This window comes from Evansella vedderi (assembly GCF_030813435.1).
GTDB classification, from domain to species: Bacteria; Bacillota; Bacilli; order Bacillales; family Salisediminibacteriaceae; genus Evansella; species Evansella vedderi.
Genome location: NZ_JAUSUG010000003.1, coordinates 194398 through 211009, shown reverse-complemented (window position 1 = coordinate 211009; position 16612 = coordinate 194398). Strand labels below are relative to the sequence as shown.

18 protein-coding genes and 1 pseudogene are annotated in these 16612 nt (G+C 38.8%); 18 read left to right on the top strand and 1 reads right to left on the bottom strand.

The window, feature by feature from the left end; genetic code table 11:
- The first annotated feature begins 527 nt into the window (after nucleotides 1–527).
- Nucleotides 528–1075 (top strand): annotated as a pseudogene (locus tag J2S74_RS27390) (transposase).
- Nucleotides 1076–1349: 274 nt separating this feature from the next.
- Here J2S74_RS27390 and J2S74_RS05415 read toward each other — a convergent pair.
- Nucleotides 1350–1577: a DUF1128 domain-containing protein gene (locus tag J2S74_RS05415; RefSeq protein WP_307322809.1), complete on the bottom strand. Its 228-nt coding sequence runs from the start codon at nucleotides 1575–1577 to the stop codon at nucleotides 1350–1352.
- A gap of 190 nt (nucleotides 1578–1767) precedes the next feature.
- Here J2S74_RS05415 and smc point away from each other — a divergent pair, with 190 nt between their 5' ends.
- From smc to J2S74_RS05330, 17 genes are all read left to right on the top strand, one after another.
- Entirely contained in the window at nucleotides 1768–5337 is a 3570-nt protein-coding gene (smc, locus tag J2S74_RS05410; protein ID WP_307322806.1) for a chromosome segregation protein SMC, read from the top strand.
- 38 nt (nucleotides 5338–5375) lie between these two features.
- Nucleotides 5376–6374, top strand: coding sequence for a signal recognition particle-docking protein FtsY (ftsY, locus tag J2S74_RS05405; RefSeq protein WP_307322802.1), 999 nt, complete (start codon nucleotides 5376–5378; stop codon nucleotides 6372–6374).
- An 84-nt stretch (nucleotides 6375–6458) separates the two neighbouring features.
- Nucleotides 6459–6788, top strand: a complete 330-nt coding sequence (locus J2S74_RS05400) for a putative DNA-binding protein (protein ID WP_307322800.1) — start codon at nucleotides 6459–6461, stop codon at nucleotides 6786–6788.
- Nucleotides 6789–6799: 11 nt separating this feature from the next.
- Nucleotides 6800–8149 carry a signal recognition particle protein gene (gene ffh, locus J2S74_RS05395; RefSeq protein WP_307322798.1) on the top strand — a complete coding sequence of 450 codons (1350 nt, stop codon included), beginning with the start codon at nucleotides 6800–6802 and terminating at the stop codon, nucleotides 8147–8149.
- Nucleotides 8150–8249: 100 nt separating this feature from the next.
- Nucleotides 8250–8522, top strand: coding sequence for a 30S ribosomal protein S16 (gene rpsP / locus J2S74_RS05390; protein ID WP_307322795.1), 273 nt, complete (start codon nucleotides 8250–8252; stop codon nucleotides 8520–8522).
- A 38-nt stretch (nucleotides 8523–8560) separates the two neighbouring features.
- A complete protein-coding gene (locus J2S74_RS05385; RefSeq protein ID WP_013489117.1) occupies nucleotides 8561–8788 on the top strand; it encodes a KH domain-containing protein in 228 nt (75 codons plus the stop codon).
- A gap of 670 nt (nucleotides 8789–9458) precedes the next feature.
- The gene (locus tag J2S74_RS05380; protein ID WP_307322788.1) at nucleotides 9459–9875 is read left to right on the top strand and encodes a YlqD family protein; all 417 of its coding nucleotides are present in this window, start codon (nucleotides 9459–9461) and stop codon (nucleotides 9873–9875) included.
- A complete protein-coding gene (gene rimM / locus J2S74_RS05375) occupies nucleotides 9868–10392 on the top strand; it encodes a ribosome maturation factor RimM (RefSeq protein WP_307322785.1) in 525 nt (174 codons plus the stop codon). The genes J2S74_RS05380 and rimM overlap by 8 nt, the downstream gene beginning before the upstream one ends.
- Nucleotides 10389–11138: a tRNA (guanosine(37)-N1)-methyltransferase TrmD gene (gene trmD / locus J2S74_RS05370; protein ID WP_307322783.1), complete on the top strand. Its 750-nt coding sequence runs from the start codon at nucleotides 10389–10391 to the stop codon at nucleotides 11136–11138. The genes rimM and trmD overlap by 4 nt, the downstream gene beginning before the upstream one ends.
- Nucleotides 11139–11247: 109 nt before the next feature.
- Nucleotides 11248–11598 carry a 50S ribosomal protein L19 gene (gene rplS / locus J2S74_RS05365; RefSeq protein ID WP_307322780.1) on the top strand — a complete coding sequence of 117 codons (351 nt, stop codon included), beginning with the start codon at nucleotides 11248–11250 and terminating at the stop codon, nucleotides 11596–11598.
- A 305-nt stretch (nucleotides 11599–11903) separates the two neighbouring features.
- Nucleotides 11904–12449, top strand: coding sequence for a signal peptidase I (gene lepB, locus J2S74_RS05360; protein ID WP_307322777.1), 546 nt, complete (start codon nucleotides 11904–11906; stop codon nucleotides 12447–12449).
- Nucleotides 12450–12465: 16 nt separating this feature from the next.
- Nucleotides 12466–13311 (top strand): ribosome biogenesis GTPase YlqF, encoded by an 846-nt coding sequence (ylqF, locus tag J2S74_RS05355; protein WP_307322775.1) that lies wholly within the window; start codon nucleotides 12466–12468, stop codon nucleotides 13309–13311.
- A 149-nt stretch (nucleotides 13312–13460) separates the two neighbouring features.
- Complete coding sequence (gene rnhB / locus J2S74_RS05350) at nucleotides 13461–14237, top strand: ribonuclease HII (RefSeq protein ID WP_307322772.1); 777 nt, start codon at nucleotides 13461–13463, stop codon at nucleotides 14235–14237.
- Nucleotides 14238–14258: 21 nt separating this feature from the next.
- Entirely contained in the window at nucleotides 14259–15545 is a 1287-nt protein-coding gene (locus J2S74_RS05345) for a hypothetical protein (RefSeq protein WP_307322770.1), read from the top strand.
- On the top strand, nucleotides 15542–15832 hold the full coding sequence (locus J2S74_RS05340) for an EscU/YscU/HrcU family type III secretion system export apparatus switch protein (protein WP_307322767.1): 291 nt from the start codon (nucleotides 15542–15544) through the stop codon (nucleotides 15830–15832). The genes J2S74_RS05345 and J2S74_RS05340 overlap by 4 nt, the downstream gene beginning before the upstream one ends.
- A 48-nt stretch (nucleotides 15833–15880) precedes the next feature.
- On the top strand, nucleotides 15881–16057 hold the full coding sequence (locus J2S74_RS05335) for an alpha/beta-type small acid-soluble spore protein (protein ID WP_307322765.1): 177 nt from the start codon (nucleotides 15881–15883) through the stop codon (nucleotides 16055–16057).
- A gap of 4 nt (nucleotides 16058–16061) precedes the next feature.
- Nucleotides 16062–16325, top strand: coding sequence for a DUF3905 domain-containing protein (locus J2S74_RS05330; protein WP_307322762.1), 264 nt, complete (start codon nucleotides 16062–16064; stop codon nucleotides 16323–16325).
- Nucleotides 16326–16612: the final 287 nt, after the last annotated feature.

The following is a 16612-nucleotide window of genomic DNA, read 5'->3' as shown; positions in this document are numbered from 1 at the left end:
AAGTGTTTAGAATGGAAGTTCCAGAAAATAACAACGTTGTTATTCTTAGGTGAAAAAAGCTAGAAATTTGAGTTATTGGGTAGTGGACTTAATTTTATTAAAAGAGACTATTTCAAAGCGTTATAAAATATAAATCTAATAAACTATAATTACACCCATCATTAACAACGTTGTAATTCAAAAATAGTGTAACCGCTTTCAATGAAACTGTCAATACAGAATATTCCGACAACTGCCTATTATAATTGACAAATAGTGTAGAAGTATGATGGAAAATGTAAAAATAAACTATATTCGGAGCCACAAAGAACTATAAATAGTTCGGTAGAATTCCTATAAGAGGTACAATAGTAGCGGGGTATAATAGGAGGGAAGTACCGTTTTTATTTATTTTATATAAATGAATGAATTTCATAAATCTCGGCCCTTATGGGCCAAGGGTTCTAAAGCATGAAAAAAGGAGTACCTCCCCAAATATCGAATTTAGTAAGTAACCAGCAAACTAATTCGAAGGGGGAAAGACTCCTATGTCTATTGTACGACAAGAAAGTCTTTTTAGCATGCAAATTTTATTTGATTTAGAACCTACCCAACGTTACGATGAGATTTTTTCCGCTATTGATATCAATCCAATCCTTACTACCGTAGCGAAAAAAATAATTTAGGTAGGCCTGTTGAACTAAACTATCCTACAATGATTCAAGCACTTGTGGTTAGGATAGTTGAAAGAATCCCTGAAATACAACCCTTAGTTGAACGTTTAAACACTGATCTTAAATTTATGGTTGACTGTGGTTTCTTAATATCTGATCCAGTCCCTTCTGAAGCTTCATTTTCAAGGATGATTACAAAAGTTTGGTTCCATCGCCTGGAAAAAGCGATTCAAGGAACGTAGTTCCGTTGAAAGAGTCATTGCATACCTCAAAGAATTCTTTCAGTTGAACAATGTAAGATATCGGACAGGAAAACGAGCAAAGTCCATTTTGATTTAGTAACCATGGTGTACAATGGCATGAAATTAGCTAGCATGAGACTTGCTCAAAAACAATCTTCATCGAATTTAGCTGCAGCTTAATTTTTGATAAAATACAATGTTGATTTTAGTGTTGATTGTAGTGAAAGGAGCGAGACTCCTGCGGGAAAAGCAACAAGTCTTTTCTTGCGACGAGCAAACGAAGTGGCGAAGGAGCATCCTAAAGCGAAAATCAACATCAAAGTTAATAGAGCAAATTTTTTAAAGGTATAACTGTTAATCTGAGAGTGTATGCTTTTTTTAAAGTGAATTATGAAATTGATTCAAAGAAGGAAAAAACAGGTCCTGAGTGTGACCTGTTTTTCTCATAACACTTTTAATTTTTATCCCTCAAGCTCCCTAACTCGGATACAATAGCATCCATTTCGCTAACGCTAAAGTTCGACTTCTTCATTACCATTGTATAAAGCTCTTCCACATCATCAAAACGATCTAAAGAATAATGTTCTGCTTTCATTGCACCAGCATTAACAATTCGAAGCTTTGTTTTAATTTCCTCAATCATTGCGGTTAAATTCTCTCTCGTTTTTTCTTGTGTACTCATCGGGACATCCTTTCTATATGGAACCGTAATAATTTATTTTTTATTATTGTACCATTTTTAATAGAAAACTCTCCAGTGAATCTCATAATCCGTTTAACCACAAGTCCCTGTTTGTGGTAAAATGGACAAGTTAAGGTGATCGTTATATCGATTTATATTATAAAGAACGTAAAAATAGAGGTGAGTAGTATTGTTCCTAAAACGATTGGAACTCGTTGGATTTAAATCATTTGCTGACAGACTATCCATTGACTTTGTACAAGGGGTAACGGCAGTTGTTGGACCAAATGGCAGCGGAAAAAGTAATATTTCCGATGCAATCCGATGGGTACTTGGTGAACAATCAGCAAGAAATCTCCGTGGTGCAAAAATGGAGGATATTATTTTTTCAGGAAGTGATGGCCGGAAGCCTTTAAATATGGCCGAAATTACACTGATATTAGACAATGAAGACCAACATCTATCCATTGATTATAGTGAGGTTGCCGTTACTCGTCGTGTGTATCGTTCAGGAGAAAGTGAATATTTAATTAATAAACAGCCTTGCCGCTTAAAGGATATCGTCGACTTATTTATGGACTCAGGTTTAGGGAAAGAAGCTTTTTCTATTATTGGACAAGGGCGAGTAGAAGAAATTCTTAGCAGTAAATCAGAAGAAAGACGGACGATCTTTGAAGAGGCCGCAGGAGTTTTAAAATATAAAAACCGTAAGCTGAAGTCTGAAAAGAAGCTAGATGAAACACAAGATAATTTAAATCGTGTGAAAGACATCATTTACGAGTTAGAATCCCAAGTAGAGCCGTTAAAGGAGCAAGCTTCCATCGCCAAAGAATATTTGGAGAAAAAAGCAGAATTAAAAGAGTTCGAAGTGGGAGTGTTAGTGAAAGAGATTGAACAGCTCCACGAAAAGTGGACAGAGGAGAAGCAACAATTAGAATCTTTACAAGATCGTGAAGGTAGTATTCAAGGGACTGTTAAGCAATACGAAGCCAATCTCGAGCGCTATCGTGCGGACATGCAGACGATGGATGAGTCCATTAATGAGCTTCAGGAAATTTTACTATCCACTAGTGAAGAATTGGAAAAACAAGAAGGTCAAAAGGAAGTTTGGAAAGAACGAAAGAAGAATTTCGCACAGCATCGCGATCAGTTTATTGAGGAAATGTCCCAACTAAAAAAACAAAAGGAACAACTTCAAGAGGATATACGTAAACAAGAGTTTCAGCTTTCTGAATACAAGGTAAAGGCCGAGACTACGCGTCAGGAGCTTAAGGAGCAAGAAACAAGAATGGTTGCATTAGAACAAAATACGATGGAACGTATCGAGGAGTTAAAGGCTGACTATATTGAATGGCTCAACGAAAAAGCGTCCCATAATAACGAAATGCGCTATCTTAAGGATCAACTGCAAAAGCAAAAAGATAAACAAATTCGATTGGAGCAAGATAACTCTGATTTAGTTGCCAAGAGAGAAAATATTCAATCCAAATTAAAGGAAGCCTCCGTACAATGGGAGGAACAAAAGCAATTAATTCAAGAGAAGCTTACTGTCTATCAACAGAAAAAGCTAGAATTAGAAAAGGGAGAAAGGGAGTATGAAAAAAAGGAATCCCTTTTATACGAGGCCTTTCGCCATCTTCAGCAGTTAAAATCCCGTAAAGAGGTCTTGGAGGAAATGCAAAATGAATATACAGGCTTTTTCCAAGGGGTTAAGGAAATATTAAAGGAGCGAGATCGTGAATTTACAGGTATTAAAGGGGCTATTGCGGAGTTAATAAAAGTATCTTCCGATCATCAAACGGCTATTGACATTGCTTTAGGTGCTGCACAACAACATGTTGTTGTGGTAAATGGAGAAACGGGTCGCAGGGCGATACAGTTTTTAAAGCAGCGTAGATTAGGCAGGGCAACCTTTTTACCGATGGATGTAATAAAACCGAGAAATATTCAGAGTCAAGATATTTATGCAGCAGAACAACTTCCAGGGTTTGTGGGTGTAGCAAAGGATTTAGTTCAATTTGAAGCACAATATAATAATATCATTTCCCACTTGCTAGGTAATATTATTATCTCTACAGATATGAAGGCTGCTAACAGTATCGCAAGAGCCGTCCGTTATCGCTATCGAATTGTTACCCTTGAAGGGGATGTTATTAACCCAGGGGGGGCAATGACTGGTGGTAGTATTCATCAAAAACAAAGCCAGATTTTAGGCCGCCAGCAAGAATTAGAACGGGTAACTAGTAAATTAGATCAATTAGAGAGGGATAGCTCTATCTTGCAGCAGGAAGTTAAGCGATGGAAAGAACGACTGTCTTCATTACAAATGGAAATGAAGACATTACAAGAAGATGGTGAAGTAATTCGCGAGGAAGAGCAAGCAAAGAAATCTAAACTAAGGGAATTAGAGCTTTCTGAGCAAAATATTAATGAACGTTTGAAAATTTATGATTTAGAAAAGAATGATTTTGAGAAAGATCAGGAAGAGAAAAAGGCAAGGCTTATCACTTTAGAAAACTCTATTCTAAAGTGCGAAGAGACGATTAGAGACTTAAATGAAGAAATTGAGCAGCTGACGAAGCAGCAAGAGGAAGAAAAAACAACAAAGGAAACATTGACTTCCGAAATGACAGAAACGAAAATTAAACTGGCAAAAGAAGAGGAACAACTCCATTATGCAGAGGAGACCTATACTCGATTAAGGGAGTCCTATGATCAAATTTCGGAGAACTTATCAGTAAAGGAAAATGAATTTATTCAGTTAGAGCAGGAAATGTCCTCTCAATCAGATAGCGCAGATACATTAGAAGAGGTCATTGCGCAACGGAGGACAGAGAAGGACAGGACAATTCAACTCATTTCAAAGCGTCGTTCTGAACGCTTAAGCCTTCAGCAAGAACATGACGATGGAGAAAGGGAGCTTAAGGAGCATAAACGTCAATTGAAATTTATATCCAGCACGCTCCATGAAACGGAGGTCCGTGTTAACCGTTTAGATGTTGACTTGGACAATCGTTTGAATAAGCTTGAGGGTGAGTACGAACTTTCCTTTGATGGGGCAAAGGGCCAATATCCATTGTCTATTGAATTAGAGGAAGCGAAGAAAAAAGTGAAATTAATCAAGATGGCTATTGAAGAATTAGGTTCCGTAAACGTTGGTGCCATTGAAGAGTATGACCGAGTGAAAGAACGATACGAGTTTCTACTGGAGCAAAAGGAAGATTTAGAAGATGCAAAACAAACGCTTCATCAAGTTATTAACGAAATGGACGAAGAGATGACTAGAAGGTTTAAAGAAACCTTTGATCAAATACAATCCCATTTCCATGAAGTGTTTAAGGAACTTTTTGGTGGTGGACAAGCGGATCTTCGGTTAACAGATCCGGAGGATTTACTGAATACAGGGGTAGATATTGTTGCTCAACCACCTGGGAAAAAACTGCAGCATCTTGCTTTACTATCTGGTGGTGAAAGGGCACTAACGGCTATTGCCCTTTTATTTGCCATATTGAAGGTACGACCGGTACCTTTCTGTGTTCTCGATGAGGTTGAGGCAGCCTTAGATGAGGCGAATGTAGTTCGTTTTGCACAGTACTTAAAGGATTTTAGTCACGAAACGCAGTTTATCGTTGTTACCCACCGGAAGGGAACGATGGAAGAGGCAGATGTTTTATATGGTGTAACGATGCAGGAATCGGGAGTTTCGAAGCTAATGTCAGTAAGACTAGAGGAAAGTGAAGCGTTAGTTGGAGCAAAATAGTAGAATTAGTAGAATTAATAAGCTATGGAGGAATTACAATGAGCTTTTTTAAGAAATTGAAGGAAAAGATTACAGGACAAACGGAAAGTGTTACAGAGAAATTTAAAGATGGTTTAACAAAAACGAGGGACTCCTTTGTAGGAAAAATGAATGACCTTGTTAAAAATTATCGTAAGGTGGATGAAGAGTTTTTTGAAGAACTAGAGGATATCTTAATTTCCGCTGATGTAGGTGTCCATACCGTTATGGACTTGATTGATGAGTTAAAGGATGAAGCCCGTTCTCGAAATATAAGCGAGGCTGTAGATATTCAGCCGGTTATTTCTGAAAAATTAGCAGAACTTCTTCAAAAGTCAGAGGAAGAAACAAAGCTAAATATTAAAGAAAATGATTTAACCGTTATTTTATTCGTAGGTGTAAATGGTGTAGGAAAAACCACTACCATCGGTAAAATGGCTCACAAATTTAAGGAAGAAGGGAAAAATGTCCTCCTAGCAGCAGGGGATACGTTCCGTGCCGGAGCTATTGAGCAGTTAGAGGTATGGGGAGAGCGTGTAGGCGTTGATGTTATTAAGCAGCAAGCGGGCTCTGATCCAGCTGCAGTTATGTTTGATGCCATTCAAGCGGCAAAATCTCGTCAAGCAGATATATTACTTTGTGATACAGCAGGAAGATTACAAAATAAAGTAAATCTAATGAATGAATTAGCCAAGGTAAAAAAGGTTATTACAAGGGAAATTCCTGATGCGCCACATGAGGTGCTTCTTGTATTAGATGCTACCACAGGACAAAATGCCATGAGTCAAGCGAAGACATTTGGAGAAGCGACAGATGTCTCTGGAATTGTTCTGACGAAGCTTGACGGTACGGCAAAAGGGGGGATTGTCCTTGCTATCCGACATGAGTTGGATATACCAGTGAAGTTTGTAGGACTCGGGGAAGGAATGGACGATCTTCAGGAGTTCCAAGCGGATCAGTATGTTCACGGTTTATTCGCTGATGTTTTAGAGCAAGGGGAGAAGGCAGCTGAAGAGTAAATCACTTTATTATTTGACAGTACACCTATATCTCTTGTAATATTGTTTGTAAAGTAAAATTCCTTAACAAGGGCGGTGGGATTCTTGATCGAAAAGACTATCCGCATGAATTACTTGTACGATTTTTATCAAGCCCTTTTAACAGAAAAGCAAAACCAGTACATGACAATGTATTATTTAGATGATTGGTCCCTAGGGGAAATTGCTGACCACTTTGAAGTAAGTCGGCAAGCAGTCTATGATAATATTAAACGTACAGAGGCTTTGTTAGAGGAGTATGAAGATAAGCTGATGTTGCTGCAAAGGTATGAGGAGCGGCAGCAGTTGATAAATAAGTTAAAATCAGTAGTACAAAAAAAGGGGAGTCCCGATACAATGATCGAGATCATTGAATCTCTCGAGAATCTGGAATAGGGGGCAAAATAATGGCATTTGAAGGTTTAGCAGAGCGCCTGCAAGGAACCTTAAACAGGATCCGAGGTAAAGGTAAAGTCTCGGAAGTAGATGTAAAGGAAATGATGCGTGAAGTTCGTCTGGCATTACTGGAAGCAGACGTAAACTTCAAGGTTGTAAAAGAGTTTATCTCTAAAGTAAAGGAACGGGCTGTTGGTCAGGAAGTACTGCAAAGTCTAACTCCAGGACAACAGATTATTAAGGTTGTAAATGAAGAGTTAACTGCACTAATGGGTGGAGAACAAAGCAAAATTGCTGTAGCATCAAAGCCTCCGACAGTTGTAATGATGGTTGGTTTACAAGGGGCAGGGAAAACGACCACCACTGGTAAACTTGCAAATCATTTAAGGAAAAAACATAACCGTAAACCGTTAATGGTTGCAGCAGATATATATCGTCCCGCTGCTATAAAGCAGCTAGAGACATTAGGGAAACAACTGGATATGCCTGTATTTTCCATGGGGGATAAGGTGAGCCCTGTGGAAATTGCAAAGAATGCTTTGGAAAAGGCAAAGGAAGATCATCATGATTACGTTCTTATCGATACAGCTGGGCGTTTACATGTGGATGAAGAATTAATGGGTGAATTGGATCAAATAAAAGAGTTGACTTCACCTGATGAAATTCTCCTTGTGGTAGATGCCATGACAGGGCAGGATGCAGTGAATGTTGCGGAGAGTTTTAACGATCGTCTCGGTATTACGGGGGTTGTCCTTACAAAATTAGATGGGGATACACGTGGTGGTGCGGCCCTTTCTGTAAAGGCTGTAACGGACACGCCGATTAAGTTTGCAGGTATGGGGGAAAAGGTAGATGCCTTGGAACCGTTCCACCCTGAACGTATGGCTTCCCGTATTCTTGGTATGGGAGATGTCCTTACGCTTATTGAAAAGGCACAAGCCAATGTGGATGAGCAAAAGGCAAAAGAGCTTGAACGAAAGATGCGTACAGCGGATATCACCTTTGATGACTTTCTTGAGCAACTAAACCAAGTGAAAAGTATGGGCCCATTAGATGAGCTTTTAAGTATGATGCCTGGTGCTGGGAAAATGAAAGGTCTTAAAAATGTTCAAGTGGATGATAAACAACTTGGGCATATTGAAGCGATCGTTCAATCCATGACAAAAGCAGAGAAGCAAGATCCATCCTTGTTGAATGCCAGTCGCCGTCGCCGTATTGCAAAAGGAAGCGGAACTTCTATTCAAGAGGTGAATCGTCTCATTAAGCAGTTCGGTGAAATGAAGAAAATGATGAAGCAAATGGCTGGTATGCAAAAGGGAAAAGGGAAGAAAAAAGGTGGATTTAAGTTCCCATTTATGTAAAAATAGGGTGTAAAGTTTTTTTACTTTACTAAGGGTTGCCCTAGGGATAACTTTATGGTAATATACTTAATTGTGTGAATGATATTTGGAGGTGAAACACATGGCAGTTAAAATTCGTTTAAAAAGAATGGGAGCTAAAAAAGCACCTTTCTATCGCGTAGTAGTAGCTAACTCTCGTTCTCCACGTGATGGTCGTTTTATCGAAGAGATTGGAACATACAATCCTTTGAAAAACCCAGTGGAGTTTAACGTAGATGAAGATAAAGCGTTAAAATGGATGTTAGACGGAGCAAAACCATCTGACACTGTTCGCAACTTGTTCTCTGGCGCAGGTTTAATGGAAAAACTTCACAATGCGAAGAACACAAAGTAATGTCCTTCGTGTGGAAATAATCCTTAAAGGTGAGTGACATGAAAGAACTAGTGGAATCAATTGCAAAGGCCCTTGTAGATCATCCAGATGATGTCCGTGTTACTGAAGTTGAAAACGGTCGATCACTCACACTGAAGTTAGAAGTTCATGCGGACGACATGGGTAAGGTAATTGGAAAACAAGGCCGAATAGCAAAAGCGATTCGATCTGTAGTGAATGCGGCAGGGACGAATCAAAACAAACGTATCAATTTAGAAATCGGGTAAAGGGTGAGGTGTGTCCTCTCCCTTTTTCCGTATGAAGAAAAGTGGAAGAAGGAAATTAAGGTAAACCACTTTAACGTTCGAAGAATTTTAAACTTTAAGCTAGCCTGAAAATACAAATCAGGTTGTCATTCGCTACGGTCCGCTCGCTTTCCGTGGGTGACCTGCCAATCCTCCTCGCGACTACGTCGCTGTGGGGTCTCGGCTAGGCCATTTTCCCACAGGAGTCTCACGGACCTTCGCTCATTCCAATGCTGACTAAAATATTCATACTCCATGGTGCAAAATTTCACTTCCATGGAGGTCTACTCTAAAAAACGAGTTCTGTGTTGTCGTTTGTCACTCTCAAAGGAGTGAAACAGAGGGACTTTTAAAAATAGTCTGTTTTTGCAAACTAAGGGTGGTTTTCCCGAGGGGGCTGAAGCGTTGCCCGTGGAACCAGGACGGTGACATTACGCCGTTGTGCACAAGCGGGACCTGAGACGCTTCCTCGAGTAGTTTGCGTCGAGTAATCGCAGACGCAGGACGTGGGCTGCCTTTTAGGCGTAATTGATCCGCCTGTAGGGTATCCAAGCAAAAATATATGCTTAAAAACAACCCTCTATACGAAAAGAGCTTTAAATAAAATCTTTTTTATAAACTAACTGTTTTATTTTATGCGGAGGTGAGTGTAGTGGAAATTATTAAGAAGGTAACGGTTAAACAGATCCTTACAGAGAAGAGTAAGACAAGATTAAAGGAACAGTTCTTGAGTAGGCAGTACCAATTGAATAAGGAAATCCAACAACTAGAATTTGTTTTACATAAAAAGCTGAAAGAAAATAAAAATAACTTAAAATATCAAACATCCCTGAAGGAAAGCTTTAGCCGGGAGGTTCAAAAAAGAAAGGACCGTATTCGGCAAACGGAATTTAAACTTGGTCAACTTGATGAATTAGAACTGGGTTCGGAGCTTCGTGAAGGAACAATTCAAATGATTGAAAGGATTGCCGAAGGGGATAATTGGGAAGAAATAATGAAGGGAACAGAAATTGTCATTAAAGACGGTATCGTCCATGAAATTCGTCAAGGAGGATTAGCCGATGACTGATTGGCTTAACGTCGGGAAAATTGTAAATACCCACGGGATTAGGGGAGAAGTCAGGGTTATCTCCCGGACCGATTTTCCGGAAAAAAGGTATGCCACAGGTAATAGATTATCTATCCAAAATGAACGTGGTGAGAGGACTACTGTTACTGTAACATCGTGGCGAAGGCATAAGCAGTTTGATTTATTAACCTTCGAAGGCTTTGAAAATGTTAATGATGTGGAGAAATTTAAAGGCTCCTTACTACAAATACATCAAGATGCCTTAGACGATGAATTACAAGAGGGAGAATTCTATTATCATGAAATCATTGGGGCACAGGTTTATACCGAGTCAGGGGAAGAGTTGGGTAAAATTAAAGAAATATTATCTCCTGGTGCAAACGATGTTTGGGTAGTCCAAAGGAAAGGCCCTGGTAAGGATATTTTAATTCCTTATATTGATGAAGTTGTTAAACAAGTTAATATCTCTGAAAATAAAGTGATAATTCATCCGATGGAAGGATTGCTAGACGAATGAAATTTTCCATTTTAACCTTATTTCCTGATATGTTCACCGGAGTTTTTCAACAATCTATTCTAAAGCAGGCTCAAGAAAAAGGGATTGTGGAGTACAATGTAATTAACTTTCGTGACTATACAAAGGATAAACACAATCGTGTAGATGATTACCCATATGGAGGGGGAGGGGGAATGGTTTTAACCCCACAGCCCCTTTTTGATGCTGTTGAATCAGCTAAGAGAGGGGAAGAAGGCTCTACTCCCAGAGTAATTCTTCTATGTCCTCAAGGAGAGCGTTACAGTCAAAGAAAAGCAGAAGAGCTATCCAAAGAAGAACATATCGTCCTCTTATGTGGTCATTATGAGGGCTATGATGAAAGGATACGGGAGCACCTTGTTACGGACGAGATTTCTATTGGTGATTACGTTTTAACAGGGGGGGAAATCGGGGCGATGGTCATTGCGGATAGTGTCACAAGACTGTTACCGGGTGTGTTAGGAAATGAAACCTCTGCTATAACCGATTCACATAGCACGGGTCTCCTTGAATACCCTCACTATACTCGTCCTGCCTCTTATTTGGGGCATGATGTACCGGAAGTACTTTTATCTGGGCATCATGAAAAAATCGCTAGGTGGCGCAGAGAGCAATCATTAAAGAGAACATATGAAAGAAGACCTGAGTTGTTAGAGGAGATTGAACTTTCAAAGGAAGATAGACAATTTTTACAGAAATTAAAGGAATCACATGATAAAGAGTTGTGATCAGGATTGAGCTGTGGTATTATAGTTTTTGTGGCTTTCAGCCATTCATCAAGATGTTCCGCTGTCATTTTTTGGACATGAATGTCTGGAGGGAAAGGAGGCGAACAGAATGGAACAAATTATTCGTGACATTACGAAAGATCAATTGAAAACTGATCTACCAGAATTCCGTCCTGGGGATACTCTCCGTGTACACGTTAAGGTTGTTGAGGGTACTCGTGAGCGTATTCAGGTATTTGAAGGTGTTGTAATTAAACTAAAAGGATCTGGAATCAGTGAAACATTCACTGTTCGTAAGATTTCTTACGGTGTAGGTGTGGAGCGTACATTCCCTGTACATTCACCTCGTATCGATAAGATCGAAGTTACTCGCCGTGGTAGAGTACGTCGTGCGAAGCTATATTACCTACGTGAACTTCGTGGTAAAGCAGCTCGTATTAAAGAAAAAGCTCGTAAATAAAGACGTATTAAAGAAGTATAAATGTAGAGGGAGTCTTAAAGGTTTGGTTTTGACCTTTGAGGCTCCCTCTAAGTATTTGCGTAGCCGTCGCAATCTTTTTACAGCCCACTACGAGTGGTTTTCTCGTAGCGGTCGAACGACGAGCGAAGTAAATACGACACTCTACTTAAGGGTCTTTTTTACTTTGAAAAAAACAGAAATGGAAGTATTCCCTGCTGTAATGTGTTAAAATGGAAAAAGATGAATTGAATTACATAAGGAAATTAGCACTTTATAGAGATTATTTTGGAGGATGAAAAAATAATATGGCTAAATCAGAATCGTGGGAATGGATTAAGGCAGTTGCTGTTGCACTTATATTAGCAATAGTCATACGATACTTCTTTTTCGCTCCAATTGTAGTGGATGGGCAATCAATGATGCCAACACTTGAACATAATGACCGTATGATTGTAAATAAAATTGGTTATACAATAGGAGAGCCAGAACGGTTTGATATCATTGTTTTTCATGCACCGCAAAATAAAGATTATATTAAGCGAGTAATTGGCTTACCTGGTGACACATTATATTATAAAGATGATGTATTATATATAAATGGTGAGCCTGTAGAAGAGCCTTATTTAGATGAATTTAAAGCTACAGCAACAAGGCTTCCTTATACTGGTGATTTTACCTTAAAAGAGGAAACAGGCTACGACCGCGTACCTGAGGGGCATGTATTCGTATTAGGTGATAATCGTCAACATAGTAAAGACTCAAGACATATAGGTGTTATACCATATGAAGAGGTAGTAGGTAAGGCTAACCTTGTTTTCTGGCCCTTCTCAGAAATGCGAATTGTAGACTAGCAGGAGGGATATAAACATGTCCATACAGTGGTTTCCTGGGCATATGGCAAAGGCCAAACGAGAGGCTCAGGAAAAGCTTAAAATAATTGATGTTGTGATTGAATTAGTGGATGCAAGAATTCCACTATCATCAAGAAATCCAGTTATTGATGAACTAGCAAAAAATAAACCTAGACTTATGCTTTTGAATAAAGCGGATTTGGCGGACCCAAAACGAACGGAACAATGGATGAGTTATTTTAAAGAGAAGGGGTTTGCAGTATTAGAAATTAATGCACAAAAGGGGACAGGAGTGAGAAAGGTTCCAGAGGTAGTTCTTGATCTAGCGCAGCCCCTTATCGAAAAGATGAAAAGAAAAGGAATGAATCCACGTGCTGTACGAGCCCTTATTTTAGGCATACCTAATGTAGGTAAGTCCACTATCATTAATCGATTAGCAAAGAAGAAAATAGCTAAAATCGGTGATAAACCTGGTGTGACTAAGGCTCAACAATGGATAAAGGTTGGGCAGGAAATGGAACTACTCGATACACCTGGAATACTATGGCCGAAGTTTAATGATGAAGCCGTAGGGTTTCGATTAGCTTTAACAGGTGCCATCAAAGAAGAAATCTTTGACTTTCAAGAGACGACCGTTTTTCTATTGAAATTCTTAAAAGAAAATTATCCTGAACGATTGATGGAAAGATATGGTCTTGAAGATATACCTGAGGAAATGGTCCAGCTTTATGACCAAATTGGAAGGAAGAGGGGCTGCCTGATGGGGGGCGGTCTCATTGATTATGATCGTGTGGCTGAAATTTTATTCCGGGAGTTCCGTTCAGGAATGCTAGGTAGGATTTCGTTAGAAGCACCGAATTAAGCATAATCTAATTGTGGTGAGTCAAAAGGTATGTATTTAACCCTTTGGCTCACCCTTTTTCAATTACATAATAAATCACTATGGAAACTTGGTAAATTGATACCGATATTAAATAAAAGATGAATAGTTTTAACAGTGGGGGAATTAGTATGGCTGAAAACACCATTCAACAAATAAAATCGAAGTTAGCTAGTATTCAAAGGGCGGATGATCCTTTTCTAGAAGAAGTAAAGGAAGACTCTAGAAAAGGTGTTCAGAAATTATATGAAGCCTGGAAGAAACAATACAATAGAACAGAACAGGAAAAGGAAATATTTTTTAAAATGAGGAAACATGAAGAGCATTTATGGGAACAGGGCTTCCAATTGATTGGGGGAGTAGACGAGGTTGGCCGAGGACCTTTGGCTGGACCAGTGGTTGCTTGTTGTGTGATTTTGTCACCTGAATTTTTCTTGCCCGGGCTTACGGATTCCAAGAAGCTCTCCAAGCAAAAACGGGAGGAATATTTTCATAGAATTCAAGAAGAAGCACAAGCCATTGGAGTGGGAATGGCAACGGCTGAGGAAATTGATCAATTAAATATTTATGAAGCAACAAAAGTGGCAATGAATCGAGCAATACGAAAGCTGGAGCAAATTCCTGATTTTTTATTATTGGATGCAATGAAATTAACAATAAATATTCCCCAAACGTCTTTAATTAAAGGGGACTCGAAAAGTATAAGTATTGCTGCGAGCTCCGTCATTGCAAAGGTAACAAGGGATCGGTATATGGAGGACCTTGCCAAGGTTTATCCGGAGTATGGTTTTGAAAGGCATATGGGTTATGGAACTGGTGAACACCTTGAAGCATTAAAACAACATGGGATTACAAAAGAACACCGTCGATCCTTTTCGCCTGTACAGGACGCAATGTCACTTTTTTAGGGGGAAGGAGGAGATTAATCTATGTTTCATTCCGCACCATTGCAGAACCTTATTAATGGAATAGACCCCATTCATACAAAGTCCATTCAGTTACGGTCAGGTCAGTTATTTCAAGGGAGAATTACACAAATCTATCCGAACGACCTTGCTCAATTAAGGCTTGGAGGGTTAACTTTAACTGCTAAGCTAGAGGCCAAAATAGAAAAGGGAAGATCCTATTGGTTCCAGGTACTTGATGGGGATAATGGTATACCGAAATTAAGGGTACTTGAGGAAGTACCTGTATTTCCAACAAAACAAGGAAAAAATGCAATAATAAAGCAACTTGGAATCCCTTTAGGAAGCCATCATGAACAATTGTTACATAAGCTCATCAAAGAGAATATTCCTTTTACTAGGGAAAACCTGCGCCAAGGAGGGGATATTCTTCAAGGAATAAGTTTACAGAGGGAAACTATGGAGGAGGCGGTGGTGCAATTATTAAGGAGAAATTTTCCTATTACAAAGGACACTATTCTCAGTTTACAATCCCTACAAGCCAATGAAACAATAGGGGGTGCACTAACCAAATTAGAAAGGGCATTGAGGGGAGAATTGCAGTATCGTTATCCCCAGTTATTTGAAATAATATCTCTCCTCCTTCAAAAAAGTGATTGGGACGCAGTCAATTCCAGTGGACTGAGAGGTTCCATGCTGCTTAAGGACCTCTTCCTCATGTTAGGCTTAAACCATGAATCTCAACTTAACCATGCACTGGCAAACAATGAGATGAAGAAAATGGAAACATTAAAATCCCTCCTTCTAGAAATGAAACCATGGGATCTTCCAAAATCGATAACTAATTTAAGGGAATTTTTATTACATCGGATAACAGCATCCCAAATATTATCCACACCAAATGAAGGGCCAGTTCAGCAAGTAGTCGTTCAATTTCCCGTGAAATTCTCAAAACACTACAGGGATGTAACAGTACAATGGGAAGGAAGAACGTTGAAAAATGGTCAAATTGATGAAAAACACTGCCGGATTTTATTTTACATGGAATTAGATCATTTACTAGAGACGATTGTAGATGTTCAGATCCAAAATCGTATAGTCTCCTTAACTATTTATAATGAACATCCTAAACCAGTATCCATTAATAATCAATGGCACGATATTTTGAGGGGAAAGATGAGAAATCTGAACTATCAATTTTCCACTGTGAAATGGATCCAAAGTAAAGGAAATGAAACTAACACAAGTTCAACTCCTGCACTTTATGGAGAAAGACATGTTAATTACAGAGGGGTGGATGTGAGAATATGAAGGGTCAAAATTCCATAACTGGAAAGCGTGCTGTTGCCCTAAGCTATAATTCAGAAGTAGACATTGCCCCAGTAATTAAAGCTAAAGGCAAAGGATATGTAGCGGAAGAAATAATCGCTCGTGCAAAAAGTAATAATATTCCCTTACAAGAAGACAAGTCATTGGTGGAATTGCTCGCACAAATGGAAGTAAATGATCGAATCCCGGCTGATTTATATGGGGTAGTTGCTGAAGTATTTTCATTTGTTTACCAATTAGATAAAAGTCAAGAAGGAAAAAATTCCTAACTTACTTTTTCCTTTCCCGGATATCCTATAAATAAAGGAGGGATAGCCATGGCGAAGAGAAATCGCTTAGTGGTTGAGGGGACAGATGAATTTATGAATTCTTTCAATGAGGAAATTGCTCAGGAATTTGGAATATACCATACTACTACCCAAGCGGAGCACAAGGCGAACATTAGTCACGCAGCTAAAAAAATTATAGATAAAAAGTGCAAGGATACTAAATGAAAAGATGAAAAAAAAGAGAGAATTCGAACCAAATCCTGAGACCCCATTGGAACATTGGAGCGACAATATAGATCCGGCAATTATGTCTGGTGATCATTGGGTGGAAGAAGAGGAAGCACCATTAGCAGAAGAGGAAAACACTAAGATTGTATTAGATACAAGAACGAAACAGAGAAACTTATATGATGAAAGATTTATGCACCCAACTCACCAAGTAGGAGAAAAGAAATGGAATGAAGACAACTCCCCTTCACTAGAAAAAAATTAAACTAAAAACCAACAAATATAATGGCTCGGCAACTGCCGAGTTTTTTTATAAAAAATTAGAGCATTTATTCACAAAATTGTCGAAAAGTATAGTAAAATAAATCTTGTGTGACAAAATGAATATGAAACTTTACTTTCATGTTTCTTTTGTCATATTTTGGGGAATTATTCCCTTTTTTAAAAAAAGGATTTGTGAAGTATTTAGCGAATCCACGTTATGATTGGAGTATAATTAACAATCATAACAAAAAATATTATTGTGATAGAATCACATTAAATTACTCAGCA